The organism is Methylobacterium sp. Leaf112 (assembly GCF_001423295.1).
GTDB lineage: Bacteria > Pseudomonadota > Alphaproteobacteria > Rhizobiales > Beijerinckiaceae > Methylobacterium.
This window is the reverse complement of sequence record NZ_LMNG01000023.1, coordinates 367,233-393,679: the sequence shown is the minus strand read 5'-3', so window position 1 is coordinate 393,679 and position 26,447 is coordinate 367,233. Positions and strand designations below refer to the sequence as shown.

Annotated in this window: 22 protein-coding genes, 1 pseudogene and 2 riboswitches; of the genes and pseudogenes, 16 read left to right on the top strand and 7 right to left on the bottom strand. The window is 66.5% G+C overall.

Translation table 11 applies throughout. The features are described 5' to 3' along the window. Window positions 1-712, bottom strand: a pseudogene (locus ASF52_RS22070) (IS3 family transposase); the annotation flags it as partial. Window positions 713-979: 267 nt separating this feature from the next. Here ASF52_RS22070 and ASF52_RS12225 point away from each other — a divergent pair. From ASF52_RS12225 to ASF52_RS12215, 3 genes are all read left to right on the top strand, one after another. Further along, complete coding sequence (locus ASF52_RS12225) at window positions 980-1,177, top strand: type II toxin-antitoxin system ParD family antitoxin (protein WP_056172137.1); 198 nt, start codon at window positions 980-982, stop codon at window positions 1,175-1,177. Window positions 1,178-1,313: 136 nt separating this feature from the next. Further along, on the top strand, window positions 1,314-4,502 hold the full coding sequence (locus ASF52_RS12220; protein WP_162241026.1) for a PAS domain S-box protein: 3,189 nt from the start codon (window positions 1,314-1,316) through the stop codon (window positions 4,500-4,502). Window positions 4,503-4,566: 64 nt separating this feature from the next. Beyond that, window positions 4,567-4,941 (top strand): response regulator, encoded by a 375-nt coding sequence (locus tag ASF52_RS12215; protein WP_056172133.1) that lies wholly within the window; start codon window positions 4,567-4,569, stop codon window positions 4,939-4,941. Window positions 4,942-5,079: 138 nt separating this feature from the next. On the opposite strand, the gene ASF52_RS12210 is transcribed toward ASF52_RS12215, so the two are convergent. After that, window positions 5,080-6,882 (bottom strand): glycoside hydrolase family 15 protein, encoded by a 1,803-nt coding sequence (locus ASF52_RS12210; RefSeq protein WP_274533792.1) that lies wholly within the window; start codon window positions 6,880-6,882, stop codon window positions 5,080-5,082. Between the two features lie 39 nt (window positions 6,883-6,921). Beyond that, a complete protein-coding gene (locus ASF52_RS12205) occupies window positions 6,922-7,884 on the bottom strand; it encodes a TIGR03885 family FMN-dependent LLM class oxidoreductase (protein ID WP_056172128.1) in 963 nt (320 codons plus the stop codon). Between the two features lie 331 nt (window positions 7,885-8,215). Between ASF52_RS12205 and ASF52_RS12200 the strand changes: the two genes are divergently transcribed. Both ASF52_RS12200 and ASF52_RS12195 read left to right on the top strand, forming a co-directional pair. After that, window positions 8,216-8,938: a type 1 glutamine amidotransferase gene (locus tag ASF52_RS12200; protein WP_244473789.1), complete on the top strand. Its 723-nt coding sequence runs from the start codon at window positions 8,216-8,218 to the stop codon at window positions 8,936-8,938. A gap of 184 nt (window positions 8,939-9,122) precedes the next feature. After that, a complete protein-coding gene (locus tag ASF52_RS12195; protein WP_056172124.1) occupies window positions 9,123-9,593 on the top strand; it encodes a hypothetical protein in 471 nt (156 codons plus the stop codon). Between the two features lie 169 nt (window positions 9,594-9,762). On the opposite strand, the gene ASF52_RS12190 is transcribed toward ASF52_RS12195, so the two are convergent. From ASF52_RS12190 to ASF52_RS12175, 4 genes are all read right to left on the bottom strand, one after another. Continuing rightward, entirely contained in the window at window positions 9,763-10,203 is a 441-nt protein-coding gene (locus tag ASF52_RS12190) for a DUF421 domain-containing protein (RefSeq protein WP_056172121.1), read from the bottom strand. A 2-nt stretch (window positions 10,204-10,205) separates the two neighbouring features. Continuing rightward, entirely contained in the window at window positions 10,206-10,727 is a 522-nt protein-coding gene (locus ASF52_RS12185; RefSeq protein ID WP_156630125.1) for a hypothetical protein, read from the bottom strand. A gap of 200 nt (window positions 10,728-10,927) precedes the next feature. Next, complete coding sequence (locus ASF52_RS12180; protein WP_056172117.1) at window positions 10,928-11,365, bottom strand: hypothetical protein; 438 nt, start codon at window positions 11,363-11,365, stop codon at window positions 10,928-10,930. Window positions 11,366-11,920: 555 nt separating this feature from the next. Further along, a complete protein-coding gene (locus tag ASF52_RS12175; RefSeq protein WP_056172114.1) occupies window positions 11,921-12,943 on the bottom strand; it encodes a zinc-binding alcohol dehydrogenase family protein in 1,023 nt (340 codons plus the stop codon). A 763-nt stretch (window positions 12,944-13,706) separates the two neighbouring features. Here ASF52_RS12175 and ASF52_RS12170 point away from each other — a divergent pair. The 11 genes from ASF52_RS12170 to ASF52_RS12120 all read left to right on the top strand — a co-directional run bounded on the left by ASF52_RS12170 (window position 13,707) and on the right by ASF52_RS12120 (window position 26,081). Then, on the top strand, window positions 13,707-14,498 hold the full coding sequence (locus ASF52_RS12170; RefSeq protein WP_244473788.1) for a cobalamin B12-binding domain-containing protein: 792 nt from the start codon (window positions 13,707-13,709) through the stop codon (window positions 14,496-14,498). 101 nt (window positions 14,499-14,599) lie between these two features. Then, on the top strand, window positions 14,600-15,022 hold the full coding sequence (locus tag ASF52_RS12165) for a BLUF domain-containing protein (protein ID WP_056172111.1): 423 nt from the start codon (window positions 14,600-14,602) through the stop codon (window positions 15,020-15,022). A 130-nt stretch (window positions 15,023-15,152) separates the two neighbouring features. Beyond that, complete coding sequence (locus tag ASF52_RS12160; protein ID WP_056172109.1) at window positions 15,153-15,629, top strand: BLUF domain-containing protein; 477 nt, start codon at window positions 15,153-15,155, stop codon at window positions 15,627-15,629. Window positions 15,630-15,874: 245 nt separating this feature from the next. Beyond that, a riboswitch (cobalamin riboswitch) is annotated at window positions 15,875-16,088 on the top strand. A gap of 121 nt (window positions 16,089-16,209) precedes the next feature. Continuing rightward, window positions 16,210-18,189, top strand: a complete 1,980-nt coding sequence (locus ASF52_RS12155) for a TonB-dependent receptor plug domain-containing protein (RefSeq protein ID WP_056172106.1) — start codon at window positions 16,210-16,212, stop codon at window positions 18,187-18,189. 83 nt (window positions 18,190-18,272) lie between these two features. Continuing rightward, window positions 18,273-19,058, top strand: coding sequence for an ABC transporter substrate-binding protein (locus ASF52_RS12150; RefSeq protein ID WP_056172104.1), 786 nt, complete (start codon window positions 18,273-18,275; stop codon window positions 19,056-19,058). Then, window positions 19,055-20,089, top strand: coding sequence for a FecCD family ABC transporter permease (locus ASF52_RS12145; protein WP_056172102.1), 1,035 nt, complete (start codon window positions 19,055-19,057; stop codon window positions 20,087-20,089). Before ASF52_RS12150 ends, ASF52_RS12145 begins: the two co-directional genes overlap by 4 nt. Continuing rightward, window positions 20,086-20,904 carry an ABC transporter ATP-binding protein gene (locus ASF52_RS12140; protein WP_056172100.1) on the top strand — a complete coding sequence of 273 codons (819 nt, stop codon included), beginning with the start codon at window positions 20,086-20,088 and terminating at the stop codon, window positions 20,902-20,904. The genes ASF52_RS12145 and ASF52_RS12140 overlap by 4 nt, the downstream gene beginning before the upstream one ends. Then, complete coding sequence (locus tag ASF52_RS12135; RefSeq protein WP_056172099.1) at window positions 20,879-21,841, top strand: DUF6925 family protein; 963 nt, start codon at window positions 20,879-20,881, stop codon at window positions 21,839-21,841. The genes ASF52_RS12140 and ASF52_RS12135 overlap by 26 nt, the downstream gene beginning before the upstream one ends. A 50-nt stretch (window positions 21,842-21,891) precedes the next feature. Beyond that, window positions 21,892-22,386 carry an AAA family ATPase gene (locus ASF52_RS12130; protein ID WP_056172097.1) on the top strand — a complete coding sequence of 165 codons (495 nt, stop codon included), beginning with the start codon at window positions 21,892-21,894 and terminating at the stop codon, window positions 22,384-22,386. 96 nt (window positions 22,387-22,482) lie between these two features. Further along, window positions 22,483-22,681, top strand: a riboswitch (cobalamin riboswitch). Window positions 22,682-22,791: 110 nt separating this feature from the next. Continuing rightward, the gene (locus ASF52_RS12125; protein ID WP_244473787.1) at window positions 22,792-24,900 is read left to right on the top strand and encodes a TonB-dependent siderophore receptor; all 2,109 of its coding nucleotides are present in this window, start codon (window positions 22,792-22,794) and stop codon (window positions 24,898-24,900) included. After that, on the top strand, window positions 24,900-26,081 hold the full coding sequence (locus tag ASF52_RS12120) for a DUF1624 domain-containing protein (protein WP_056172095.1): 1,182 nt from the start codon (window positions 24,900-24,902) through the stop codon (window positions 26,079-26,081). The genes ASF52_RS12125 and ASF52_RS12120 overlap by 1 nt, the downstream gene beginning before the upstream one ends. Window positions 26,082-26,447: the final 366 nt, after the last annotated feature.

Genomic DNA, 26,447 nt, shown 5'->3' with positions numbered 1-26,447 from the left:
GCGATCAGCGTCAGGATGCGCAGGCTCCGCCCGTCGTGGGTCTGTGTCTGCACGAAATCGAAGCTCCAGACGTGATTGCGATGGAGAGGCCGCAGCCGCACGCAGGAGCCATCGTTCAACCACAACCGGCTTCGCGGCCGATGCTTTTGCGGGACCTTGAGCCCCTCACGACGCCAGATCCGCTGAACCCGGTCCTTGCCCACCTGCCAGCCCGCTGCCTGCAGCAGCGCGGTGACACGGCGGTAGCCATAGCGTCCGTATTCAGACGCCAAGGCGATGATGGCGCGGGTCAGCGCATCCTCGTCAGCCGGCACAGTCGGTATGTAGCGTTGCGTGCCCCGGTGCTGGCCAACGATCCGGCAGGCATGGCGTTCTGAGAGACCATACTTCTCCCTGATGCCGTCGACGGCCTGCCGGCGTCGCTCCGGGGCTATAAGTTTCCCGCGGCGACGTCCGCCAGCACCTGCTTCTCCAAAGACAAATCAGCCACGAGCCGGCGCAATCGCGCGTTCTCACGTTCCAGATCCTTCATCCGGCGCGCCTGGTCGATCTGCAAGCCGCCGTACTCCTTGCGCCAGCGATAGTAGCTCTGCTCGGAGATCTCGGCCTCCTTGCAGGCCAGGGCCAAACTCTTGCCCTGCGCCGTCTGAACCTCGATCTGGCGAAGCTTCAGCACCACCTGCTCCGCACCCGTCTTCTGACCTCGCCGCATGTCCAGCTCCTTCGGTCCTGGCTGATCCTCTCAATCAGCCCGGTCCAAAGCCAGCCAGTCACGTCACATGCTCCGCACCCGTCTTCTGACCTCGCCGCATGTCCAGCTCCTTCGGTCCTGGCTGATCCTCTCAATCAGCCCGGTCCAAAGCCAGCCAGTCACGTCACCTCCGATGGGGTGCAAGCCCTCTCGCGAACGTGACGCAAGCTTTGCCGTAAACGCAATGCCAAGCTGTAAGCAGATGTGTGAACGTGGTATCTGTGGTCGATGGCCGTCCGTAAAACCGTCACCGTTTCCATCACGCCCGAACAGCACGCCTTCCTCGGGGAGCGCGTGAATTCCGGTCGCTACGGAAGCGTCAGCGAGGTGGTGAGGGCGGCCCTCCGGATGCTGGAGCAATGCGAGCCGGACTTCCTGCTCAAGGAGCAGGCCCGCCTCCTCGCCGCCGACCGCAAGGCCCGCTGACACCATGCGACACGCTTCCAGTTTCCCGGTCGGCGGCGGAGCCATGGGCGATGCCATCCGCTCGCACGATTGGTCATCGACGTCCCTTGGTCCGATTGATGGATGGCCGGCGGCGTTCCGCGTCACCCTGAGCAACATGCTGAACTCACCCGAGAGCATGTACCTCGTCTGGGGACCGGAGCGGACGTTCCTATTCAACGACGCCTACCGTCCGATCCTCGGCACGCGCCTCGACGGAGCGCTCGGCCGGCCGCTTCCCATGGTCTGGCCCGATGCCTGGGGCGCCGTCCGGGCGGCGCTGGAGCGCGCCTTCACCGGTGAGGCGGGGCGTTTCGTGGACGACCCCATCGCAATGGAACGGCACGGGACCGAGGAGGCGACATGGTGGTCGTATTCCTTCTCACCCGTCCACGACGGCTCCGACGTCTCTGGCGTCCTCTGCCTCACGACGGAAACGACCGAAAGGGTTCGTGCGCGTCAACGCAGCGGGTTCCTCCTCGAACTCAGTGACGCCCTGCGTGGGAGCGACACCTCCGGTCGCCTCATCGCTGACGGATGCGAAAGGCTCGGTCGGCACCTTGGGGCGGACCGATGCGGCTTCGCCAAGTACGATGTTGCAACCGGTGAGTTCGAGACGGCCGGCACGTGGCCGGCCGGAGATGACCGTATCCCTTGCGTTACGGATCCTGGACCTGGCGTCATGGACGCACTTCAGGCTGGTCGTAGCGTGCGGGTCGACGCCGCAACCGTGGTTCCCGGCCCATATCGTCAGGGCGAACCGGACCGGACCACCCTATGCGTGCCGGTGATGATCGAAGACGGCCTCACCGCCATCGTCCACGTCGAGCGGGCCTTGCCAGCACGCTGGACCCAGGAGGAGGAGTCCCTCGTCCGCGACGTGTCCGGCCGCATCTTCGCATCCTTCTGCCGGACACGGACACAGGAGGCGCTCTCCGCCGGGCACGAACGTCTCGAAACCGCCCTGACGGCCACTCGCCAGGGTCAGGCCCGCCTATCGATGGCCGTCAACATCGCACGCCTCGGCATCTTCGAGTGGGACACGGTCAGCGGCACGGTCGAGATGGACGACAGGAGCCGCGAGATCTTCGGGCTCGCGCCGGAGGGACCGGTGCACCAGGACGAGGTGTTCTCCCGCCTGGAGAAGGTCGACGTCGAACGTGCCCATGCCCTCACCGAGGCGGCGGCCGTCGACGGCACAGAGGTCGTGGCCGACTATCGCGTCACCAGGCCCGACGGCACCACGCGCACGATCCTGAGTTCCAGCGAGCCCCTGCAGGACGAGGGCGGGCACCTGCGGATGATCGGCGTCTTTCACGACGTCACTGTGCTGAGGCAGGCCGAGGCCGACCTGCGTACCCTCAACGCCGACCTGGAACGTCAGGTCGTCGAGCGCACCCAGGCCCGAGGGCGGACGTGGACGCTTACCCCCGACTTGATGTGCGCCCTGGACCGGCACGGCTACCTGGTGACCTCGAACCCGGCCTGGCAGACCTTGTTGGGATGGTCGGATGTGGAGATCGCGCGGACGCCGATCTGGGATCTCCTTCATCCCGATGACGTCGAGCGCACCCGGGTCGGCCTCGAACGGATCGAGGACGGCCAGCCAGCGGTGGGATGCGCCAACCGCTACCGCCGCAAGGACGGGTCCTACCGTTGGATCTCGTGGATCGGCGTGCCCGAGGACGGGCTGGTCTACTGCACCGGGCGCGACGTCACGGTCGAGAAGGAACGGGAGGTGGCGCTCGCCGCGCGCACTGCCGAACGCGACCTGTTTGCCACCATCGTCGAAACCGACAGGGCACCGATCTGCGCCTTCGACCACGACTTCCGCCTCATCGCGTTCAACCAGGCGCACAGCGACGAATTCCATCGGATCTTCGGCTATCGCGTCAATCTTGGGGACGTCTTCCCGGACTTGTTCACGGAGGACCAGGCGCCCGTCATGCGGGCGTTGATGGCGCGGGCCCTGGCCGGCGAAGTGTTTACCGTTGTCGAGGAGTTCGGCGACCCGAGCATCGTCAAGCCGTACTGGGAAGTCTCGTACACCCCGCTTAGGGACGGTGACGGACGGATCTTCGGCGCGTTCCACCACGCCCAGGACATCACGGAGCGCGTGCGCGCCACAGCCGAGCTTGACAGGGCCCAGGACGCGCTTCGCCAGGCCCAGAAAATGGAGGCCGTCGGTCAGCTTACCGGCGGGGTCGCCCACGATTTCAACAACCTGCTCACCGTCATCATGTCGTCGACCGACCTGCTGAAGTGCCCGAACCTCCCCGAGGAACGGCGTCAGCGATACATCGGTGCGATCTCCGACACGGTGACGCGGGCAGCCAAGCTGACCGGACAGCTGCTCGCGTTCGCCCGGCGGCAGGCGCTCAAGCCCGCGGTGTTCGACGCCGCCAGAAGCGTCGAGACCATCGAGGAGATGATCGGCACCCTGACGGGATCGCGCATCCGCACCGTGACGCGCATGCCCGACGAGGCCTGCCTCATCGACGCGGACCCGAGCCAGTTCGAGACCGCCATCGTCAACATGGCCGTGAACGCCCGCGACGCGATGGACGGCGAGGGGAAGCTGACCATCTCGGTCCGGAACGTCGCCGCGATTCCCGGCGACCGGAGCCATGCCAGGGTCGTCGGGCGCTTCGTCGCCCTGTCGATCTCGGACACCGGCACAGGCATCGACGCCGGCATCCTCGACAGGATCTTCGAGCCGTTCTTCACCACCAAGGAGGTGGGGCACGGCACCGGCCTCGGCCTGTCCCAGGTGATCGGTTTCGCCAAGCAGTCGGGCGGCGAGGTCCGTGTCGTGAGCGCCATCGGCGAGGGGACGACCTTCACGCTCTACCTGCCCCGCGCCGTCAAGGATGCGCTGGCCGTCGTCGATGATGCGGACCCGGCTCCCCTGATGGACGGACACGGCACCAGGGTGCTTCTCGTCGAGGACAACCGGGATGTCGGCAACTTCGCGACCCAGACGCTGCACGACCTCGGCTACGAGACGGTCTGGGCGATGGACGCACGGCAGGCCCTGGCTGAGCTCGCGAAGGCGCCGGACCGTTTCGACGTCGTGTTCTCCGACGTGGTCATGCCCGGCATGGACGGCGTCGAGCTGGCCCGGGAGATCGGGCTTCGGCACGTCGGCCTGCCGGTGGTCCTGGCGTCAGGCTACAGCCACGTCCTGGCGCAGAACGGCACTGACGGCCTCGACCTACTTCACAAGCCGTATTCGGTAGAGCAGCTCTCGCGCATCCTGCGCAAGGTCACGACGCGGCGGCGCCGGGTGAGGGACACTGGACGGTAGGCGGTAACGGAAAAGCTACCGCCCAGGGATTGCAACCGAAGCGTTGCCTGTCTGTTGAACGCCCATGCCGACGAAGCGCCCCCTCGAAGCATCGGTCGTCCTCGTGGTTGAGGACTACGACTTCGTACGCTCGAATGCCGTGGACATGCTTGAGGATGCGGGCTTCACGGTGGTTGCGGCCCGTCATGCCGACGAGGCCTGGGACATCCTGCATCGGAGATCCGACATCGGCGTATTGTTTACCGACGTCGATATGCCGGGAACCATGTGTGGCGTCACCCTCGCCGAGCGGGTCAACGAGAATTGGCCGGACATCCGGCTGGTTCTGACGTCGGGACGGCATCGGTTCACGGACGAGGAGGTTCCGGACCACGGGTTGTTCGTGCCTAAGCCATATAACGCCTCGGACGTCATCAAAGCTATACAACACGCGGTCTGATCATAGACCAGCTCACGCTGTCTGGTCATCCTCTCTCAGGGGCGATGGCAAAGTACCTCGTACCCATCATCGTCGGATGGCGAGGCCCGCCGCGGTTAAGCGCCTAAGGTCTCGCCAGCCGGTATTTGGTCCGTTGGTCTAAAGGTCCAGTCCCGATAGGGTCGCTGCCGCCTGTATCAGGGCCAAGTGGGTCAATCCTTGTGGCAAATTCCCAAGGAACCCGCCTGTTTGGGGATCGGCCATCTCCGCATAGGTGCCGGAGTTCCGGTCCAATGCCGCGACCACCGCCTCGAATTTCTCTGACGCCTGATCGTTCTGCCCGAGAAGAGCCATCGCCTCGCAGAGCCAGAAGGTGCATGCGAGGAAGCAACCTTCCTCGGCATCCACGCCCGAGTAGCGGTAGTGATAGGGACCCCGACCGAGCTCCCGGTCGATGGCTTCGCAGGTCGCCCGCAATCGGTCGGCGCTCCCATATCGGAAGCGGACAGCAAGGGTCATCGAGGCATCGAGCTTATCGCTGCCGGGATACATCACGTAGGCCTGCTTCGCCTCCGACCAGCAATGCTCCTCGATCCAGTCCGCTACGCGGTCGCGGGCCCGGACCCAACGGTCCTTGCAGGTGCCTGGCAGATAGCCCTTCTCGGCCATCTCGACGGCCCGGGCCAGGGCCTGCCAGCAACTGATCTTGGAGCCGGTGTAGTGCTGCTGCTCTGGAAGCTCCCAGATCCCAGCATCCTTCATCTTCCATTTCTCGGCGCATTCGTCGGCAAGACGCGCCAGCAACGCACCGCTGCGCAGGTCGAGCATGCCACCCCCGGCAACGAAGCGCTCCGCCGTCTCGAAGATGTCGCCGTAGATGCCGTGCTGGTGCTGGCCAGTTGCTGCGTTGCCCGTTCGGACCGGGCGGGAGTTCCGGTACCCTGGAAGGTCGAGTTCCTCCTCCTCCGAGACCATCTCCCCGTTCAGGGTGAAGAGGACCTGGGCGCCGTGCTCCTCCAAGTGGCGGACGAGCCAAGTCAACGCGGCGCTGGCCTCGGCATGGGCCCCTAGGCGGAGGAACGCCTTGATGACGTAGCCGGCATCCCGAACCCAGGCGTAGCGGTAATCGTAGTTCTTCTTACCTCCGATACCTTCCGGCAACGAGGTCGTCGCCGCGGCGGCGATGGCGCCGGTGGGGGAGTAGAGCAGCAGCTTGAGGGCGAGGGCGCTGCGTCCAACCTGTTCCGGGTACCGCCCCGCGTAGCCAAGGCGTTCGGTCCAGTTGCGCCAAGCATCGCAGGAGCCATCGATGCGTCGGTCGATGTCCGCGACTGGGGCGACGACGAGTGGCTCGTGCTCGCCGGCGACGATGGCCACCGTCTCGCGCTGCCCCGCCGACACCTCGACGCTGGCCTTGATCGCATGGTCATCCTCGCCATCGATGCGGATGCCCTCGCTATAGCGGAACAGCCCCATAAGGTCGGCGACGTGAAAGGCAGTGCCACTTGCGTTCGACGAGAGGAATGGTCCGGCCGTGTCGCCCCGAGTTCCGAACACGAGCTCGATCCGGAAGCGGACACGCCCCTGGATCCCCTCGATGCGACGTGCCAGTTCCGCCCAAGGCAACCGCCCGGCCGGCCCGCTGTTCAGGCTCTCGGTCAGGCGCGCCCTTCCGGTCGCCGTGGTGAACACGGTCTCATGGACGTTGCTTCCGTCGCGATAGCCGATCTCGGCGGTGAATGGGGCATCGGGCGTGACAGAGAAGTAGCCCCCCTCATGTGGGGATAGCAGACGGTCGAAGAGCGGTGGGGAATCGAGGTTCGGGCAGCACCACCAATCGATTGAGCCGTCGGCACCGGACAAGGCCACGGACCGGCCCTCACCGAGGGCGGCATAGGCTTCGAGGGGGAGATATCCGTCCTCGCGTTCGACAGGCCCGCCCGTGCGGGGAAACGGCTTCAACAATCGATGGCTCCGAGGATGGGAAAGGGTGCGTGGCGACTAGGCGCGAAGCTGGGGCAAGACACCGCCGCCGAACGCCTCGATGAAGGCATCCTGGTTGCGGCCAACTTGATGAACGATGATCTCCTCGAAGCCGATCTCCGCGAGGTCGGCGAGCCAGGCTGCCTGACGCCCGAGGTCCGAGGACACCCGGACACAACCGTGAACGTCCTCGGGACGTACGAAGCGCGACGCGGTCTCGAAGTCCTCCGGCGTGCGCAGGTCCCAGTTGGCGTCGCCCTCCAGCATGTTGGCGGCCCATTGCCCGTGGGCCTCGGAGAGGGCCCGTCCGTCGTCCGTATCCCAGCACACCTTCGTCTGGAGGAAGACTGGCTTGCCTTCGCCCCCGCCCTCGCAAAAGGCCTCGACGACGGGACGGAGCTTGCCCGGCTCTATGCCGACGGTGACGAGACCGTCGGCCCACGTCGCGACCTTACGGGCCGTCTCAGTAGTGACGGCGCCGGCCAGCAGGAGGGGTGCCTTGGCCGGGCGGGAATACAGTTTGGCATCCACCACCGTGACCCGGCCCCGGTGCGTCACGGTCTCGCCGTCGAACAGGGCCCTGATCACCGCGGCGCACTCACTAAGGCGGGCGGTGCGCTCGGCCTTCTCCGGCCACGGCATGCCTGTGATGTCCTCGTTCAACCGCTGGCCGCTTCCGAGGGCCAGCCACAGCCGTTCCGGGAACATTTCGGACAGGGTCGCGGCCGACTGGGCGAGGACAGCGGGGTGGTGGCGATAACCCGGCGCCGTGATGATGCCGAACGGCAATCGCGTGGTCGCGAGCGCGGCGCCGAGCCAGGACCAGGCATGACCGGCGTGGCCCTGGGCATTGCTCCATGGCTTGAAATGCTCAGACGACATCGCACAGGCGAAGCCGGCACGCTCGGCTGATTGGACATGTGAGAGAAGGGTGGATGGCGCGTATTGCTCGTGGGAAGCGTGATAGCCGAAGCGCGCCAAGTTGGTTGTCCTGATCAAACGAAAAGCGAACGGCGGCTGGAACCCGACGTTCCTGCATCTGAGTGCTTCAACTCGACACGTCCTCATCACCTGCGGCAGGTCCGCCCGGCCCGGAACGCCGTTTTCTGCCAGCAGTTCGGGTCCCCGGGGAATGGCTCCCCGGAGCGCAACGGCCTTGCAGGCACCAACATCAGGACTTCGTTTCCTCGTCGCTGAAAGCGAGCCTACGGCAGCCCGTGAGAAGCGCCGAGACAGTGTCGGGCGCTCGTCTGGGGAGACCTACGTCGAGATCCTAGCTCTCCTTGCGCCAGGGGCCGTTTGCCATCGCGTCATGCCCGCTGACGCGGACAGTACCTTCCCGGAGGGCGAGAGCCTGGGCGGATACGATGCGGTCTTCCTCTCGGGCTCGCCCCTATCTCTCTACGAGGACACGCCGGAGGTCAGGCGCTCCCTCGCATTCATGAATGCCCTGTTCTCGTCCGGAACACCTTCCTTCGGCTCCTGCGCCGGGCTGCAGATGGCGACCGTCGCCGCGGGTGGCACGGTCCGGCAGAACCGCAACGGTCCCGAGGCCGGCTTCGCCCGCCGGATCGTGCCCACGGACGCTGGACGGTCTCATCCGCTGCTCAAGGGCCGCCCGGTCGCCTACGATGCGCCCAGCATCCACACCGATGAGGTCGAGACCCTGCCGGACGGGGCCACGCTGCTGGCGCTGAACCGGTCCACCGTCGTCCAGGCCGCCGAGATCCGACACGACGGCGGCACGTTCTGGGGCGTCCAATACCACCCGGAGATCGGGCTCGACGAGGTGACGGGAGCCCTCCGGCGGCAGGCGGACGATCTGGTCGAGAGCGGGCTGGCCCGTACCCGGCGCGAGGTCGAGGAGCAGGCCGACCTCGTCGAGGCCATCCATCGCGAGCCCGACCGGCGCGACCTCGCCTGGCGGCTGGGCTTGGACGATCAGGTGACCGACGAGGGCAACCGACGGATCGAGATCGTCAACTTCATCGAGGCCCTCGTCATCCCGACGCGCAACGCTCGACGCGGCGGGTGACCGGCTGTCCTCGAACGAGGACAGCGCGGATTCAAGGAACTCGTGAGGCCCGAATCGTCGAACCGACGATGGGGTCGCCTAGTTTCATTGAAAGGGGCTTCGAGCAGGCCCTCGAAAACGAGACGCGGCGGAAAGCCGTGCGCCGACCCCGAACGGGTCACACTGCGAACCCCGAGGAAACCTGATGCCAACCCCCAAGTTCGACGAGAGCAACATCACCTGGCGGACGCTCGACTGGCTGCCGCACATCGCCTTCTTCGTCTACAAGGTCGACGAGGAGAACCGCATCGTCGACGTGGTCTTCAAGTTCGCCGCGAACCAGCGCGTGATGCTGCACCGGCACAAGAGCCCCTACGTGACGCTCGTGATGCAGGGCGAGCTTCGGTTCTACCGACAGGACGGCACCCACAAGGAGACGCGCCCCACGGGCAGCTACGTCTCGGGCGTGGCGAACGGCGAGCCGCATCTGGAAGGCGGCGGCGACGAGGACGCCATCGTCTTCTTCAGCAACCGCAACATCGATGATGCGCTCTACGAGTTCCTCGACGACACGGGCAATCCGGTCCAGGTCCTCGGGATCGCGGACTTCAAGGCGCAACTTGAAGAGCAGATTGCGACGGGGACCTACGACAAGGTCACGTCCAGGGCCGCGTAATCCCCGCATCGCCGGGAAGGCTCAAGGCTTTCCCGGCGATGGCATATTGGCTCGCCTGGTCCATCCGAAGTTCTGCTCGGCGAAGGTACGTACGACCGCGCGGATACGGCATCGGCGCCATGCGCATTGCGTTCGACGTACGGATACGGGCAGGCCCCGGTAGGGCGCGTCACTCCTTCTCGATGATCGAGACCTTGCCGTCGCGCTCGACCACGGCGACCGCGACCTGGTCCATGTCTTCGAGGCCCTGCTGTCGGGCGGCGGTGCGCACGTCGGCCTGCTGCATACGCAGGCGGCGCATCTGGGTTTCGTCCCAGTCGCCATCGCGAAAAACCACGATGGGCGTGCCGTCGCAGATGCGCTCGAACCAGACGTAGCGCAGCTTCAGCCACGACACGGCGACGTGCATCAGACCCACCGTGAAGATCGCGCTCATCGCGCCCACGAACGATTTGTCGTCGCCGAGCACGGCGCTGACGCTCATGCCGCCGAAGAGAAAGAGGACCACCATGTCGATGGGGGCCTGCTGGCTCGCCGTTCGGCGCCCGATGAGGCGGATGACGAAAAGGACGACGAGGTAGGCCGCCGCGGCCTTGAAGACGGTGCTCATGGCTACGGGACCGAATACTGCGACCAGGACAGGGTCTCGCCCGCGTCCAGGCGTGCCCAGAGTTCGACCCCGCCGCGGAAACCGGGCGAGCCCGCGAACAGGATGGTGACCCGCTCCTGGCCCTTCACCACAGGGAATTCCATGCGGATGCTGTCGGCGCCGGCCTCCCAGACGGATGGGCGGGGGATGATGCTCTCAAGGCCGAAATGGTCCGCCAGCCCCTTGGCCATGGTCACGGCAACCTTGTCGCCACCCGGCGGGACGCGGGTGTCGAACTGGACCCTGGTGGGGGCTCCGAACCGGACGACCGGCTCATAGCGCAGCTTGATCGAAGCATCGGCGTTGGCGGCCTCGCGCTCGCTGAACAGCCCCTGGCCGAACGCCCCGAGAACGTTGGCGGCGACGAACGCGACCATGACCCATCGGCCGATCACCTCGGCCCTGCGCCACCTGCCCTCGAACGCCGGGTAGAAGCCGCGCGCAATCTCCTCGCGCATCGGCGGGTCGGGATGGATCACTTGCAAGACGTTCGTCCTCGGGCATGGGTAGGCCGGCTGGACCCTGGAGGACAGGACCCGCCGTGTAAGGGGACCCAACCGACGGGAAAGGCTTGGGCTCCCGTCGAACGCGGACTTTTCGGAGTCTACGAAGCGGATGGCTCGATCCACCCTACGCCGAGCCCGGGGCAAGACTGCCCAGGCCCGGCCGCGATCCAGGTCGCCCCTCAGGCGGCGAGCGGCTTGGCCTTCCGGATCTTGCCGTCGAGCTCGACGTGGATCTCGTGGCGGACGCCGTCCTTCGCCCCGACGATCTCGAAGTGCTTCGGCTTGCGCGCCGGCTCACCCTCGACGGCGTAGCCATCGGCCTTGACCGCCGCGAGGGCCGCAGAAGGATCGGCCGGGGCCTGGCCCGCCTTTTCCTCGTGAGGCTTCGGCCACGCGATCTCGCGGACGATGCCGTCCTTGAGGGTGATGGACATCACCTTGGTCTCCGAGGGCTTGCGCTCGCCCGTGATCGTGACCGTGTCGCCGGGGGCGATTGCGATGCGCTCGGCGGCCTTCGGTCCAAGGTCCGCGAGGACGCGTCCGTCCTTGGCCTCGATGGCGAAGCGGTGGCCGAAGACGGCCCAGACGGTGCCGGTGATGGTCTGCGTATCGTTCATGTGGGATCTTCCTGGGGTGTCGTTTGCCGACCCGGGCCGCGAGATGCTCGGCGTGCCCGAATGGGGCAGGCTCCTGGCGATGCCGGTGGGGTGGGCATCGCTCCCTTGTCGGGGTGACGGCTTTCTATGTTCGCGTGTCGAACCCATGCTGAACCGCGCCGTTCAGCCCCCGTTAGGCGTCCACGAAGTGGTGGACGCGCGCGACCGTGAACGTGTTCGGGACGCTTCGCGGGACTCCAGCAACCATCACTGTCGGGTGGCGTACGAGTTCAAGTACCTTCCGATGGACGTCGGAGCGGAAGGGGCTGGTAGTCGGAACCTAACGGTTGTTACCGTCCGTATCCGCCCCCTCGCAGACCCTCGGATGGTCCGCTTCCAGGCTGTTGAGACACAGGCTGACGGCTGGGTTGGGTGGATTTCCGCAGGTCCGCTTTCGAGCGGCTGCGGCATCAGAGCCGACGTCGAGATAGCGTTAGTCCAAGCCGCGACGCGGAGGCATCGCGGGCTGATGCGGAAAGTGTCCCGGCTCCGAGCCGGGACGCTTCGCTTGCCGGCTCAGTCGCTGAACCCAGCGAGGACAACCTTGCCCCTCGCCTTCCCGCTCTCGATGAGCGCGTGGGCGCGTGCCAGGTTGGCGGCGTCGATTGGACCGAAGGTCTCGGTCAACGTCGTGCGCAGCCGTCCCGCATCGATCAGGCGGGCGATCTCGGTCAGGATAGCGTGCTGCCGTTCCATATCGGCTGTCTGGAACAGCGAGCGGGTGAACATCAGCTCCCAGTGCAGCGACAGGCTCTTGGGCTTTAGGGGCATCACGTCCAGGGTCTCGGGGTCGTCGATCGGGCCGAGGCGTCCCTGCGGGGCGAGGAGCTCGATGATCTGCGGGAGATGCGCACCGGTCTGCGTCGTCGCGAACACGAACCCGGGCGCCCCGGGAAGACTGAGCGCCTTCACCTCGGTGGCGAGGGGCTTCGCATGGTCGATCACGTGGTGGGCGCCGAGGTCCCGGCACCATTGCGCCGTCTCGGGGCGGGAAGCCGTGGCGATCACGGTGAGGTCCGTAAGCTGCCGGGCGAGCTGGATGGCGATTGAGCCAACGCCGCCGGCGCCGCCGACGATCAGGATCGCGGGGGCGGCACCCGGCACGGGCTTGGCGACGTCGAGCCGGTCGAACAGCATCTCCCAGGCGGTCAGCGCGGTGAGCGGCAGCGCCGCAGCGGCGGCGAAATCGAGGGTGGCCGGCTTGGCACCGACGAGGCGCTCGTCCACGCATTGGAACGTGGCGTTGCTGCCCGGCCGGTCGAGCGCACCGGCGTAGAACACCGCGTCGCCGGGCTTGAACAGGCGCGCCTCCGGTCCGACCGAGACCACGGTTCCGGCCGCATCCCAGCCGAGAATCTTCGGCTCGCAGCCCTGTTTGTAGGCGCCCTGGCGCACCTTGGTGTCGATCGGATTCACCGAGACAGCCTGCACGCATACGAGCAGATCGCGCCCGGCCGTCACGGGATCGGGGAAGGTCGTGTCCACGAGCGCTCCAGGCGCATCGATCGGTGAACCTTCGGTGTAGGTGACGGCGCGCATGGGTGTCTCCCGGGATGTCGCGACGGGCGGCCCCGGGCCGCCGTCCCAGACCGTCTAATAGCGTGCCGCTTCCTTTGGCGCAGCAACGTGACGCGCGCATCACGCCCGTGCTGCTGAGACAGTGAGGCAGTGGCGGAATGTCGACCCGAACGAATTTCGAGATCGGCAACTTAGCGACCTCAAATCTAGACGTCGATATGCACCCTCGCCTCATCTGCAGCAGAGCTAAGCTGACATGAGGACAGGGCCTCCTGGACGGGCCACCCCGCGCGTCCGCGCCGAAGCCGGTGGGAGCGCAGGCGGTGAACCGCGCGTCAGCACTCCGAGTGGCCGACGAATGGCCGCTTAGCGGTTGTGCTGACGGCGGTTTCAACGACCGAGTTGGGTCGAGATCCGTCCGTCCGTTCTACGACCGGGTCGGGTGGGAAGCGGTCGGTCCCCTCCAGGCTGCACGCGACGAGAGACGGACGTTCGACGACCTGTCTCTCGGCGAGTTGGGTCGTATGATCTGCCCGCCGTGAACCGCTGATATCGGCCGAGCGGGGTCGGAAATCCGCCGCCTTTACAACGCCCGCATTTGCGTCTCTGTTGCTCTCCGTACTCGCCGGACGACGGTCAATAACAAACGGGGACTTGAACCCCGGACCATGGGGATGAGGCAATGCTGGATCCAGGGTCGACCCATCGGGAGTGGGCGGGTCTCATTTCGGCGGGGATCGCCGAAGCGGCGTATGTCCGGGAGGACTATGCACGACGAAGATCCGTGGACGAGGCACGGCAGCGGACCCTGGCGCTCGGCCGCATCGTCCAGACAGACATCATCCCCCGGCTGATGCTGCTTGAACGCGGCGAAAGGCAGGTCCGGTCGGACGTTCCACCGAAGCTGGATACGGAAACGGTCGCGGGCTTCACGGATCTGATCCTCGGGCACGACGTCACGGCCGTCATGAACGCTTTCTCAGCCCTGACGGCCAAGGGCTATTGCGTCGACGACCTGTTCCTCGACCTGCTGGCACCTTCGGCGGCCTTGCTGGGACGCATGTGGGACGACGACCTGTGCGACTTCATCGAGGTCACGGCCGGCCTCGCCCAACTCCAGTTCCTGCTGGCCGCGTATCGCATGGACGGAGGCATCGCGCCCTACGATAGCGAGCGCCGTATCCTTCTGATGGGAGCACCCGGCGAACTTCACACCTTCGGCTTGGCCATCGTCGAGCAGTTCATGCGCAAGGCCGGCTGGCATGTGGCGAGTGGCCTTGCCTCCAGCCCCAAGGAGATCGCCGATCTCGTCGGTTCTGAACCGTTCGGCATTGTGGGCCTGACGCTGAGCCGGGAGAGCCATCTCGATCAACTCGCGGCCTCGATCCAGGCGGTGAGACGGGCGTCACTCAACCCGTCGATCGGCGTCATGGTCGGGGGACCCGTCTTCCTCGAACATCCCGAATATGTCGAACGGGTCGGTGCCGATGCCTCGGCGGTCGATGCCGCAACCGCCGTGCTGCTCGCACAGAGACTGCTCTCGTCTGTAAGCTCCAAGCGCTCGAAAAGGCCCTGAGAAACCTGCAATCACCGCAGCGATTTCTCATCCTTCGAGCCTTCGACCGACCGAATGTCGATACCTCCACCGATCCGACGGCCCGATAGGATCCAGCAGCAATGTCCGTCGTTCAGCTCATCTATGCCTCACGCCCGTTTGGCTTCGATCAAGCGACGCTCAATGGCATCCTGTCGCAATCGCGCCGATGCAACGCCCGCGATGGGATCACCGGCGCCCTCATCTGCAGGGCAGATGTCTACATGCAGTTGTTGGAGGGCTCGGCGGGCGCGCTAGAGGCAACCTATGCCCGGATCTTGAGGGACGACCGGCATTTGGAGATCAGGCGGTTGTCTTATTGCACCGTGGCGGACCGATTGTTCCCCCGCTGGGCCATGCGTGACGATCCGGCCCGATCTTGGATGTGGTCGCAAGCCGAAGTCGCAAAAGGGGCGATCGATCAAGCGACTTCTCTGCAAGCGCTCAGGATATTCGAGCGGCTCGCGGCTGAACCTGAATGCGACGACGCATCGTGCGCCTCATGAACAGCTAGGGGATCGGACAAGGATGAATGGCTGGTCGGCGGATCGGACCGATGCCGCTCGGTGGATTCGGACGCCGGCCCTGTTCAAGTCGCATCCTGGTCTGCCCGGAATAGATGAAGCGAGATCACCCATGTTCGACGAATACGGCATCCCGCGCGGCGTCAATTTTGACGAAGATGCGCTCGTTCCACTCTATCATTTCGTCTACTGTAGCCGTGCCGCCGAAGGCGTTGACGATGCCGAAGTCTCTCGCATCGTCGAGGCGGCCCAGCGCAACAACCTTGCACACGGAATCACCGGCGTGCTGGTTTTCGGCAGCGGCGTCTTCTTCCAGTGGATCGAAGGACCAGCCGGCCAGATACAGAAACTGATCGCGATCCTGCATCGTGACAAGCGGCATTATGACATCGTTTCGCTGAGCCAGAGCGAGGAAGAGCGAGAACGTCTTTATCCGAACTGGGACATGGAGAAGGTCGAAGCCGAAGATATCCGCCTGGTGCTACGGGATGCGCTCGAAAGCGCAGACGATCAAAACAATCGCGTGGCGCTGACGCGTATTCTCGAACACCTGGATTCGGGCGCGCTCGACCCGCTTGGTCGGGGCTGACCGGGACCCACGTCCGCTTTCCAGCAGACCCGAGGCCAATTCGTACGACCAAGTCGGGTCGGGACCCGTCCGGCCGCTCTACGACCGCGTCGGGTGGTTTTGCGACGGTCTGCTTTCAGCCGGAATTTTTGAAAAGCGGACGCTGCATAGCACCGAGGCAAACCTTCGTAAGTGCTGACCTGTACCCTTCCAGGCACACATCGTCGGAAAGCCTTTGCGCGCCATTGACGGCGGACGCTTCGATCGCGCTCCTTGTCCCCGACGGTTCCTCCCCGGAGGATCAAAAGGGAACGCGGTGAGGATGAGGTCCGAAAGGGCCTCCCTGAAGCCGCGGCTGCCCCCGCAACTGTAAGCGGCGAGCCCATCATCAACACGTCACTGGGTGCTTCGGCACCTGGGAAGACGATGAGAGGGCGGTGACCCGCGAGCCAGGAGACCTGCCGTCAGTCGTGGTCACACGCGAAACGCATTGGGCGGGGTGTCCTGATGGGTGTCGAGGCGTTCGGCTGTTCTCACGACAGGCAAGCGCCCAGGCCTCGTTCGCGGTGACGTGCCACAGACGTCGCCCGAGGCTTGTCCCGTGTCCTTCCCCTCCCGAACCGCGTGCCTGCGCACGCTCGCGCTCGCCTGCGCCTCCCTTCCCGTATCCGCGCTGGCGCAACAGGCCGCCGCCCCCTTCGCCGATGTCCCGCGCGGGGCCGAGGCGGCCGTCACGCTCTCCGAGCTTTCCGTCTCCGCCACCGGCGTTCCGACCCCGGTCGACCAGGTGGGATCGAGCGTCACCGTGCTCACCGCCGCTACGCTGGAGGCCCAGCAGCGCCGCACCGTCCCGGATGCCCTCCAGCAGGTGCCGGGCCTCAACGTCGTGCAGACCGGCGGCCCGGGCGGTCAGACCTCGGTGTTCATTCGCGGCTCGAACTCGAACCACGTGAAGGTGCTCATCGACGGCATCGACGCGACCGACCCGTCGAACCCGAACGGCTCCTTCGACTTCGGGCAACTCCTGACCGACGACCTCTCCCGCATCGAGGTGCTCAGGGGTCCCCAGAGCGGCCTCTACGGCAGCGACGCCATCGGAGGCGCGATCTCCTTCACGACGAAGCGTGGCGAGGGACCGGCCAGGGCCACCGCGCGGATCGAGGGCGGCTCGTTCGGTACCTTCAACCAAAGCGGCAGGATCAGCGGGTCGGAGGACGGCTTCGACTATTCGGTTTCGATCCAGCACTTCCGTGCGGCCGCGACGCCGGTGACGCCGCCGAACCTCGTCCCGCTCGGCCGGGCGATCCATCCGAATTTTTATGACAACGAGACCGTCTCGGCGAAGTTCGGCTACCAGTTCACCGACACCTTCCGCATCAACTCGGTGACGCGCTTCATCAATTCCCGCCTCCTGTTCACCGGCACCGACTTCAGCACCTTCCCGGCCTTCCCGGCGGCGTTCCGGAGTGCCGCCGACCTGCAGCAGGTCTTCACCCGCAACGAGGCCGAATGGACGCCGTTCGCCGGCTTCCACAACCTCTTCGCCATCAACTACTCGAACCTGTTCAACAGACAGCAGGGCCCCCTAGACCCCCTTGCCACGCCGGACGCGACAACGGGCCTGGGCGAGCGCACGCGCTACGAGTACCGCGGGGACTACCAGCTCTCGCCCGGCAATCTGCTCCTGTTCGGGGCGCAGCGCGATGACGAGAGCCTGTCGACCATCGACCCGAGCCCGTTCGGGGCTGGTAACCTGCGGGCGAGGAACGGCAATACGGCCGGCTACGGGGAGGTGCAACTGACGCCCTTCGAGCGGGCCTCGCTCATCGCCAACATCCGCCACGACGAGAACGACGCCTTCGGGCCGGCCACCACCTTCCGCGTCGCGCCGAGCTACATACTGCCCTCCACCGAGACCCGGATCAAAGGCAGCGTCGGCACCGGCTTCAAGGCGCCGACCCTGAGCCAGCTGTTCCAGAGCTTCCCGGCCTCGAACTTCTTCGCCAACCCGAACCTCAGGTCGGAGGAGAGCCTCGGCTACGACGCCGGCATCGAGCAGCCCCTGGGGGACCGCGTCCTCGTCGGCGCGACTTACTACGCCAACGACTTCAAAAACCTCATCACCTCGAACGCGACGTTCACCTCGAACGAGAACGTCGGCCGGGCCGAATCGTACGGGGCGGAAGCCTTCGTCGCTGTCCGGTTCTCCGATACCCTTACGGGCCGGGTCGACTACACCAACACGGTGACCAAGAACGAGATCACCAACCAGGAGCTCCTGCGACGGCCCCGCCACAAGGGCAGCGCGACGGCCTTCTGGACACCCCTCCCGGGCCTGACCGTCAGCGGGACCGTGATCGTGCTCGGCCACTTCGTCGACGGCAACCGCGACTTCTCGGTGGCCCGGCTCAAGAACCCGGGCTTTACCCTGGTCAACCTCGCGGTGAACTACGACGTCAGCGAGACGGTGAGCGTGTTTGGGCGGGTCGATAACCTGTTCGACCGCCGCTACGAGAACCCCACCGGCTTCCTCGGGGCAGGCCTCGCCGTGTATGGCGGCGTCCGCCTGACCGCGTTTTGAGACCGCCGATGGCACGACGGTCAGGCTTCGCGGTCCTGACGGTGATGCTGGCGGTCAGCCAAATCTGGTCGATTGCCGCTGGGATGGCCGCCCCGGCATCCGGGGGACCCCGGCATGTCGTCTCGATGAACCTCTGCGCGGACGAGCTCGTACTTCGGCTTGCCGACCGCGATCAGGTCGCCGCCGTGACCTACCTCGCCCATGACCCACGCGGCTCGACCGTCGCGCGGGAGGCCATGGGCATCGCAGTGACACGCGGCCTGTCGGAGGAGATCGTCGCCCTCTGGCCCGACCTCGTCGTCGCCGGTGCCTTCACGACACGGACCACGGTGGGCCTGCTCAAGCGCGTCGGCTTCCCCCTCCTCAAACTCGGCGTACCCAACGACTTCGAGGGGGTGCGAGCCCAGATCCGGACCGTCGCCGCGGCCCTCGGGCACCCGGCGCGCGGCGAGGCGATGGTCGCGGCTCTCGACGCGCGACTGGCCGAGGTGGTGCCGGCGCCCAAGCCCTTGCGGGCTCTGGTCATGCGTCCGAACGCCTTCACGGTGGCACCCGGCAGCCTTGGCGATGCGATCATCCGCGCCGCCGGCCTCGTCAACGTCGCCGCCGAACTCGGTCGCGACCGGTTCGGGCAGGTCCCGCTGGAAGCGGCGGCCTTGGCCGACGCCGACCTCATCGTCCTCGACGAGGGGGAGCCCGGCGCGCCGTCGCTGGCCGATGCCCTGCTGCATCATCCCGTCCTCGACGCGCTGCGCCGGCAGGGGCGTACCGTCTCGATTCCGAACCGGCTCTGGACCTGTCCAGGTCCGCAGGTCGCCGAGGTCGTGGCCTTACTCGCCGCCGCCGCACGCGAACGGGCAGTGCCATGAACGCACCCATTCCACCTTCTACCCGGATCGAACGCGCGGTCGTCGGACCACGCGGCATCGTCGGGCTCCTTGGCCTGTTGGTTCTCGTTTTGACGCTGGCGTCCATCGCGGTCGGGTACGCCCCATTCGACGTAACGGCGGCGGCCGGCGACCTCCTCGCAGGACGCGCGACACTGCCTGCCCTCGTCCTCTGGGAGTTGCGCCTGCCCCGTGCCCTCCTCGGGGGCCTCGTCGGCTTCAGCCTCGGGCTCACCGGGGCGGCGATGCAGGGCTACCTGCGCAACCCGCTTGCCGATCCCGGCATCCTCGGCATCTCCTCGGCTGCGGCCCTCGGGGCCGTGGTTGTGTTCTACGGCGGGTTCGCGGCCTCCCTCAGCCTAGCCCTCCCGCTCGGCGGGATCGCCGGCGCCGCCGTGGCGGCGCTCGCCTTGAACCTCGTCGCCGCCAGAGGCGGCACCACCCTGGGATTGATCCTCGCCGGCGTCGCGCTGTCGAGCCTCGCCGGCGCCATGACGGCGCTGGCGCTCAACCTGTCGCCCAACCCCTACGCGGCCCTGGAGATCGTGTTCTGGCTGATGGGGTCGCTCGCGGACCGCAGCATGGACCATGTCTGGCTATGCCTGCCGTTGATGGCGGTCGGCTGGGGCCTGATGCTGTCCACCGGCCGCGCGCTGGATGCCCTGACGCTGGGCGAGGACACAGCTTCGAGCCTCGGCTTCCATCTGGTCTCGGTTCGCCTACGCCTCGTCACCGGCGCAGCGCTGGCCGTGGGCAGCGGCGTCGCCGTCAGCGGCGCCATCGGCTTCGTCGGCCTCGTGGTGCCCCACCTCGTGCGACCACTGGTCGGTGCGCGTCCCGGCGCCAGCCTGTGGCCGAGTGGCCTCGCCGGGGCCGCGCTGGTCCTTGCCGCGGACTTGGGCGTTCGTCTCCTGGCGACGCGCCCGGAACTAAAGCTCGGTGTGGTGACTGCGCTCGTTGGGGCACCGTTTCTGATCGTGCTCCTCCTGCGCGAACGGGGTCGTGGCGCATGAGCCTCGCGACCGCAGCTCTCGATGTTTGCCTCGGCGGGCGTGCCATCCTCTCGGATATCACCCTGTCCCTGGAACGCGGGACCCTCGTCGGTTTGGTTGGTCCGAACGGCGCTGGCAAGACCAGCCTCCTGCGCACCCTCGCGGGCTTGGTCGCCCCGACCAAGGGCCGTGTGGATCTCGACGGTATGCCGCTCAAGGGCATCTCCCGCGACGCGCGCGCCAAGCGCATCGCGGTCCTTTTCCATGGCGCGGGGGCCGGTTGGCCGATGCAGGTGCAAGACCTCGTCGCTCTCGGGCGGCTACCGCATCGACGCGCGTTCGGTGGCCTCGATGGCGCCGATCACGCCGCCATAAACCGAGCGATGACACGGACCGACGTCGCGCGCTTCGCCGAGCGGACCGAACCGACCCTGTCCTCGGGCGAGCGGATGCGCGTGCTGCTGGCGCGGGCGCTCGCCGTCGAAGCGGAGTGGCTTTTGGCCGATGAACCGATCACCGCACTCGACCCGGCCCACCAGCTCGACGCCATGACGCTGTTGCGGAGCGTGGCCCTGGCCGGCACCGGCGTCGTCGCCGTCCTGCACGACCTCTCCCTCGCGGCCCGGTTCTGCGACCGGATCGTGGTCCTTGGCGAGGGACGTGTCGCCGCCGATGGACACCCGGACGTTGCGTTGACCGACCGGCTACTTTCGGACGTCTTCGGCGTCACGGTTTGCCGTGGAGCTGGACCGGACGGAACCGCCTACATCCTGCCCTGGAACCGTTCGGGGCCTCTCACGGAGGAGATCGATGCAACCTTCCCCAAACAGCCCTAATGCCACCGTCGCCCTTCTGCGCGGTGCACTGGCCGATCCGACCACGGCCTGGAGCCTGGGCAGCTTCGGTGCCATCGCCGAGTTCATGCGCGATCCCGACGAACCCGTCGTGGCGCTGCCGGACGAGCGCCTGGGACTTGCGACAGCGCGCGGGGCCATCGCCCTGACCCCGAGCTCCGACCTGCGGCCCGTCGCCTACGAGACGGCCGTTTCGTCCGGCTGGAACCACGCCATCGCGCTTTGCTTGCCGGAGGCGACCTGCGCGATGAACCGCAGGACCGTGGTGACGGAGCTCGGGCCCGACCGGAACGCCGCCCGGGTCGAGGATCGCGACGGCATCCTGTTCGACCTCGGCCTCGGCCTTCTCGCCGTGGATGCCTGCGTGCGGGTACGCGATCCGGAGGCCGTCGAGCGGCTGCGGGCCGGCGTCGGCATGCCGCTATTCGACCACGCAAACCCCATCGGGCCGCATCTCGTCGCCATGAGCCCGCACCGGGTGTTCCTGGCGCGGGTCGGGCGCGTCGAGGTCTATGCCCCGATCCCTGGTCCCGGCGGTACCAGTCCTGAAGGACCGCATACGCACGTGCTGCCCAAGCTCCTGCGCAGCGGTCGGACCCATGCCGCCACGACGCCAATCCCGGCGGGCTGGGTCCCCTGCGCCGGCCTGCACCCGGCCCATCCCTACAAGGACATGATGGGCGACCGCATCGCCTTCGACGCCGGCCGCTACGAAGCGTTCCAGGAGATGCTCGACCGTTGGGGTGATCCGGAACTCGTGGCGATCAAGCGCGGCGGGCCCGAGGCGCCCGGCGGCACGGTATCGACCCGCCACGCCCAGGGCGCACGCCGCGTCGCTGAGGCCCAGGCTCGTTACCTGCGCGACGAGATCATCGAGGGCTCGGCGAGCGACGACGAGGATGCGGAGGCGACGGCCTGACCGTGACCCGGACGGTGCCCGGCAGGAATCGTCCGGGGGCACCCCAGAGGGTGATTGGCCTGATCGGCTGCCCGGGTGCGGGTAAGACGACCTACGCCCGCCGCTTCGATCCGCTCGACGGCTGGGTCCACCTCACCCTCGACGACTTCCGTCAGACGCTCTGGCCGCCGCACCGGCAGGTCTACTGGGAACTCAGGCAGGGCTCACATGACGATGCGGCCCGGGACCTCCTGCACCGGGTCAAGGAAGCGGCCCTGGATGCCGCCCTGACGAACGGCTTCAGCGTGGTGATGGCGGACACACATCTCACCAGACCCGTGTTCGAGCGCGAGCTCGGGATCGTCGCCCGACACGGGCTCACCGTGGAGTGGAAAGTGTTCGACGTGCCGTGGGAGGTCCTGAAAGCCCGCAACGCGGAGCGTGGTCGCGTGGACCCGTCGCATCGCCAGCCGGATGAGGTCCTCCGGTTCACCTACGAGGTTTTCCAATCCCCGGACGCTTGGTGGCGTAGCTTGCCGCCGCAGCAGGTCGAGGTCCTGACCTGACGGACGCAGCGTGCGATCCGTGTTCCCAAGTGTTGCCGGCAGGGCATAACCCCTCGTGCATTGCACTTGGTCCGTTGACGGGCATGGGCGTCGGCATGTTAGCTCGGCCGTGACGGTTCCTCCCCGGAGGATCAAAAGGGAACGCGGTGCGGGGGTAGCCCCAACGCCGCGGCTGCCCCCGCAACTGTAAGCGGCGAGCCCTTCGCCACCGACGTCACTGAGCGGCCTCGCTCGGGAAGACGGTGAAGGGCGATGACCCGCGAGCCAGGAGACCTGCCGTCAGTCGTGGTCACACGCGAGACACGCTGGGCGGGGTGCCCCGGCGGGTGCGGAAGCATGCGCGCTGCGCGTGGTTCGGCCTCGTTCGCGGTGACGTGCCACTGCCGTCGCCCGAGGCCCATCAACGTGTACCGTTCACCGTCCATCCCGCTGATGTCCGTGCTGGCCCTGTCCTGCGCGATCCCCACCGCCGTGGCCGCCCAGGGGGCGCCCGCCAGGGAGACCGCCGTGGTGCTCGATGCGCTGTCGGTCGAGGGGACCCTCACCGCCACGCCGACCTACCGGGTGCCGGAGCTCTACAGCGGCACCAAGACGGTGACGCCGCGCCGCGACCTGCCGCAGCAGGTCGACGTTGTGCCCCGGGAGGTCCTGGTCGACACCGCCGCGACCCGGGTCGAGCGCGCCCTCGACTACGTGCCCGGCGTCGGCAAGCAGAACGACTTCGGCGCCCAGAACCTCGCCCTGTACTCGGTGCGAGGCTTCGCAACCCAGGATATCTTCCAGAATGGGTTCAACATCGCCCGCGGCTACAACGGCGCCCCCGACACCCAGAACGTCCAGTCCATCGAGGTCCTGAAGGGCCCGGCCGGCGCCCTCTATGGCCGCAGCGATCCGGGCGGGACCGTGAATATCCTCACCAAGCAGCCCGTAGCGCGACCCTTCGTCGAGATGGGCACACTGTTCGGAAGCTTCGGCACCGCCCGCACCACGGTCGATGCCGGCGGGGCGCTGAGCGAGGACGGCCGCGTGCTCTACCGCTTCAACGGCGCGCTCGCCCGCCAGGACAGCTTTCGCGATTTCGTCGACGGCGACCGAGTGCTCCTGGCGCCCGTGGTGAGCTGGCAGGTGACGCCCGACACCAAAATCATCTTCGAGGCGCAGTACGTGCGCAACCGCCAGACCTTCGACCGAGGCACCGTCGCGGTGAACAATCGCCTCGGCCTCGTCCCGCGCTCACGCTTCTTCGGCGAGCCGGGCGACGATTCCGTGTCCGAGAGCGCTCTGTTGCAGGTCCGTCTGGAGCACGCCTTCAACACCGACTGGCAACTGCGTGTCGCCACCCACCTCAACACCGGCAGCCTCACCGGCCTGCAGACCGGCGCGACCGGGATCCTCGACGACGGGCGTACGCTCTTGCGCGAGTTCCGCCGGCACGACTTCACCTGGGGCGTCGCCATCGGGCAGGCCGAACTCGTCGGGCGCTTCGAAACCGGGCCCATCGCCCATACCCTGCTGCTCGGCCTGGAGCACGAGCGCTACAACAGTACCGAGAACCTGCAGCGCTCGACCCCGCGCCTCGACCCCTTCGCCATCGACCTGTTCAACCCCGTCTACGGGCAGGCCAAGCCTCCGTTCACGCGCCGCTACGGCGCCAGCGAGAACGTCGGCAACACAGCCGTCTACCTCCAGGACCAGATCGCGCTCAGCCCGGAATGGAAGCTGCTCGTCGGCAACCGAACCGACTTCTACAACCAGACCTTCCGGGACAAGGTCGCGGGCGAGCGCACCGAGCAGGACCGCACCGGGTTCTCGCCGCGGGCCGGCCTCGTCTACCAGCCGCTGTCGTTCCTGGCGCTCTACGGCAACGTCGCCGCCTCGTTCCGCCCCAATACCGGCTTCGACAGCGCGACGCGGCCCTTCGCTCCCGAGACCGGGTTCGCCTACGAGGTCGGGGCCAAGCTCGACCTGTTCGACGGCCTCAGCGTGACGGGCGCCGCCTTCCACATCGAGAAGGAGAACGTGCTCACCACCGATCCGGCGGACTTCTTCTTCCAGATCGCCGCCGGGGCCGTGCGCAGCCAGGGCTTCGACGTAAGCCTGGTCGGACAGGTCACGCCTGAGTTCAGGGTCATCGGCGGCTACGCCTTCATCGACGCGGCCGTCACCCGCGACGAGGTGCTGCGTCCCGGGTCACCCCTCCTCAACATCCCGCGCCACAGCGGTTCCCTGCTCGGCATCTACGAGGTCCAGGCCGGCGACTGGAAGGGTTTTGGGATCGGCGGTGGGTTCCGGGCCGTCGGCTCGCGACTCGGCGACAGCGGAGTCGAGAGCTTCCGGCTGCCCGGTTACATCCTGACAGACGCGCTGGCCTACTACCGCTACGAGAATCTGCGCTTCGGCCTGAACGTCGACAACATTTTCGACGAGACCTACTACGAGCGCTCCTACAACACCTTCTGGGTCGGCGTCGGCGAGCCGCGGCGGGTCACCGTCAGCATGACGGCGCGGTTCTGATGGGCGAGCGTCCGGGAAAACCTGAGGCGTCGGCCTGCGCACCGGCCGTGTCCAGCCGCATCGCCTCGATCGATGCCCTGCGAGGGCTGGTGATGGTGCTGATGCTCCTCGACCACCTGCGCGAGACCTGGTTCCTCCACGTTCCCGTGGCCGACCCGGTCGACGCCCGGACCACCCTGACAGCCGTGGCCCTGGCCCGCCTCGTCGTCAGCCTGTGCGCGCCCATCTTCATCTCGCTGACCGGCGTGGCAGCCTTCCTGTTCGGCACGAGGCACACGCTGTCGGAGACGCGAGCCTACCTGCTGAAGCGTGGCCTTGTTCTAATGGCACTGGAGGTTATCTACCTGTCGGAACTGTACTGGGGCGTGGCCATTCCAACGCTCTGGCTGCAGGTGATCTGGTGCATCGGCGTCTGCATGGTCGTCCTGGCGGTGCTGATCGGTCTGCCACGCCCGGTCCTCCTCGCGGTCGGATTGCTGATCGTCTGCGGACACAACCTCCTCGACCCGATCCACCTCCGGCCCGACCAACCGTTCTTCGCGGCCTGGGCGATGCTGCACCAGCGTGACGTCATCGCCCTGCCGTTGGGGCTGGTCGCCAAGACGACCTATCCCGTGCTCCCATGGATTGGCGTGATCGTGCTCGGCTACGCGGTCGGCCCGTGGTTTCTGCCCGAAGTCGCCACGCGCACCCGCGAGCGCCGGTTCCTGGCCCTCGGCTGCGGGATGCTCGTCGCCTTCGTGGTGCTGCGGCTGGCGAACGGGTATGGCGACAAGCCCTGGTTCGTGGTCGAGGGCGATGCGCTTCGGACCGCGATGAGCTTCCTCGCGCTGACGAAGTATCCCCCCTCGCTGCTGTTCCTGCTGCTGACGCTCGCGATCGGGGCACTGTTCCTCGTCGCCCTTGAACGAATGCGCGACGCCCCAGTCGTCGCGGCCCTAGCGGTGTTCGGCGGTGCGCCCCTGTTTTTTTACCTGCTCCACCTGACGATCCTGCGGCTCCTGTATCACGGTGCCGCCGCCATCTGGGGCCCGACGCAGGGCACGGTGTTCGGCGTCGCGAACTACGGCTGGGTGCTGGCCTGGTACGTCGGGCTGGTCGTACCCTTGTACTGGCCGACGGCGTGGTTCTCGCGCTTCAAGGCGGCACGTCAAGAGATCGCCTGGCTCAAGTATCTATAGTTCCAAAGCGCAGCCGGGGGCGGTCGTCTCGGTTCTTCTTCGACAAATTGCTTTATGATAACCCGCCTAATTTATTCCTCAGCACCCGCATGGTCTTTGATTGGTTGCACAGGAATGCGCGGGTCCCAGCCGCCTTTATACGAACGACCGCTTTCAAGCATCAACGAAGCTTTTAGCGAACGACCAATTTGCTTTGGGATCTGTCTACTCCTTTTGTTGTCAGAATCAATAAACGGTGAGGGGAAGTGGGAAGTTTAAACGTAGGGGCACATAATACTCATTATATCTGTATCTACAAGATATTCAGTCTTAATTATTTAGTATAAACTCTAGATTTATTGATCGGATCATACGTACATATCGATA

What these genes read in the sequence shown, in the direction of transcription:
- ASF52_RS12225 (WP_056172137.1), top strand. Translation starts at nt 980, where the DNA reads ATGGCCGTCCGTAAAACCGTCACCGTTTCCATCACGCCCGAACAGCAC.
- ASF52_RS12190 (WP_056172121.1), bottom strand. Translation starts at nt 10,203, where the DNA reads ATGAGCACCGTCTTCAAGGCCGCGGCGGCCTACCTCGTCGTCCTTTTC.
- ASF52_RS12120 (WP_056172095.1), top strand. Translation starts at nt 24,900, where the DNA reads ATGGGCGAGCGTCCGGGAAAACCTGAGGCGTCGGCCTGCGCACCGGCC.
- ASF52_RS12180 (WP_056172117.1), bottom strand. Translation starts at nt 11,365, where the DNA reads ATGAACGATACGCAGACCATCACCGGCACCGTCTGGGCCGTCTTCGGC.
- ASF52_RS12175 (WP_056172114.1), bottom strand. Translation starts at nt 12,943, where the DNA reads ATGCGCGCCGTCACCTACACCGAAGGTTCACCGATCGATGCGCCTGGA.
- ASF52_RS12200 (WP_244473789.1), top strand. Translation starts at nt 8,216, where the DNA reads ATGCCCGCTGACGCGGACAGTACCTTCCCGGAGGGCGAGAGCCTGGGC.
- ASF52_RS12150 (WP_056172104.1), top strand. Translation starts at nt 18,273, where the DNA reads ATGGCCGCCCCGGCATCCGGGGGACCCCGGCATGTCGTCTCGATGAAC.
- ASF52_RS12140 (WP_056172100.1), top strand. Translation starts at nt 20,086, where the DNA reads ATGAGCCTCGCGACCGCAGCTCTCGATGTTTGCCTCGGCGGGCGTGCC.
- ASF52_RS12195 (WP_056172124.1), top strand. Translation starts at nt 9,123, where the DNA reads ATGCCAACCCCCAAGTTCGACGAGAGCAACATCACCTGGCGGACGCTC.
- ASF52_RS12165 (WP_056172111.1), top strand. Translation starts at nt 14,600, where the DNA reads ATGTCCGTCGTTCAGCTCATCTATGCCTCACGCCCGTTTGGCTTCGAT.
- ASF52_RS12220 (WP_162241026.1), top strand. Translation starts at nt 1,314, where the DNA reads ATGCTGAACTCACCCGAGAGCATGTACCTCGTCTGGGGACCGGAGCGG.
- ASF52_RS12160 (WP_056172109.1), top strand. Translation starts at nt 15,153, where the DNA reads ATGTTCGACGAATACGGCATCCCGCGCGGCGTCAATTTTGACGAAGAT.
- ASF52_RS12145 (WP_056172102.1), top strand. Translation starts at nt 19,055, where the DNA reads ATGAACGCACCCATTCCACCTTCTACCCGGATCGAACGCGCGGTCGTC.
- ASF52_RS12215 (WP_056172133.1), top strand. Translation starts at nt 4,567, where the DNA reads ATGCCGACGAAGCGCCCCCTCGAAGCATCGGTCGTCCTCGTGGTTGAG.
- ASF52_RS12135 (WP_056172099.1), top strand. Translation starts at nt 20,879, where the DNA reads ATGCAACCTTCCCCAAACAGCCCTAATGCCACCGTCGCCCTTCTGCGC.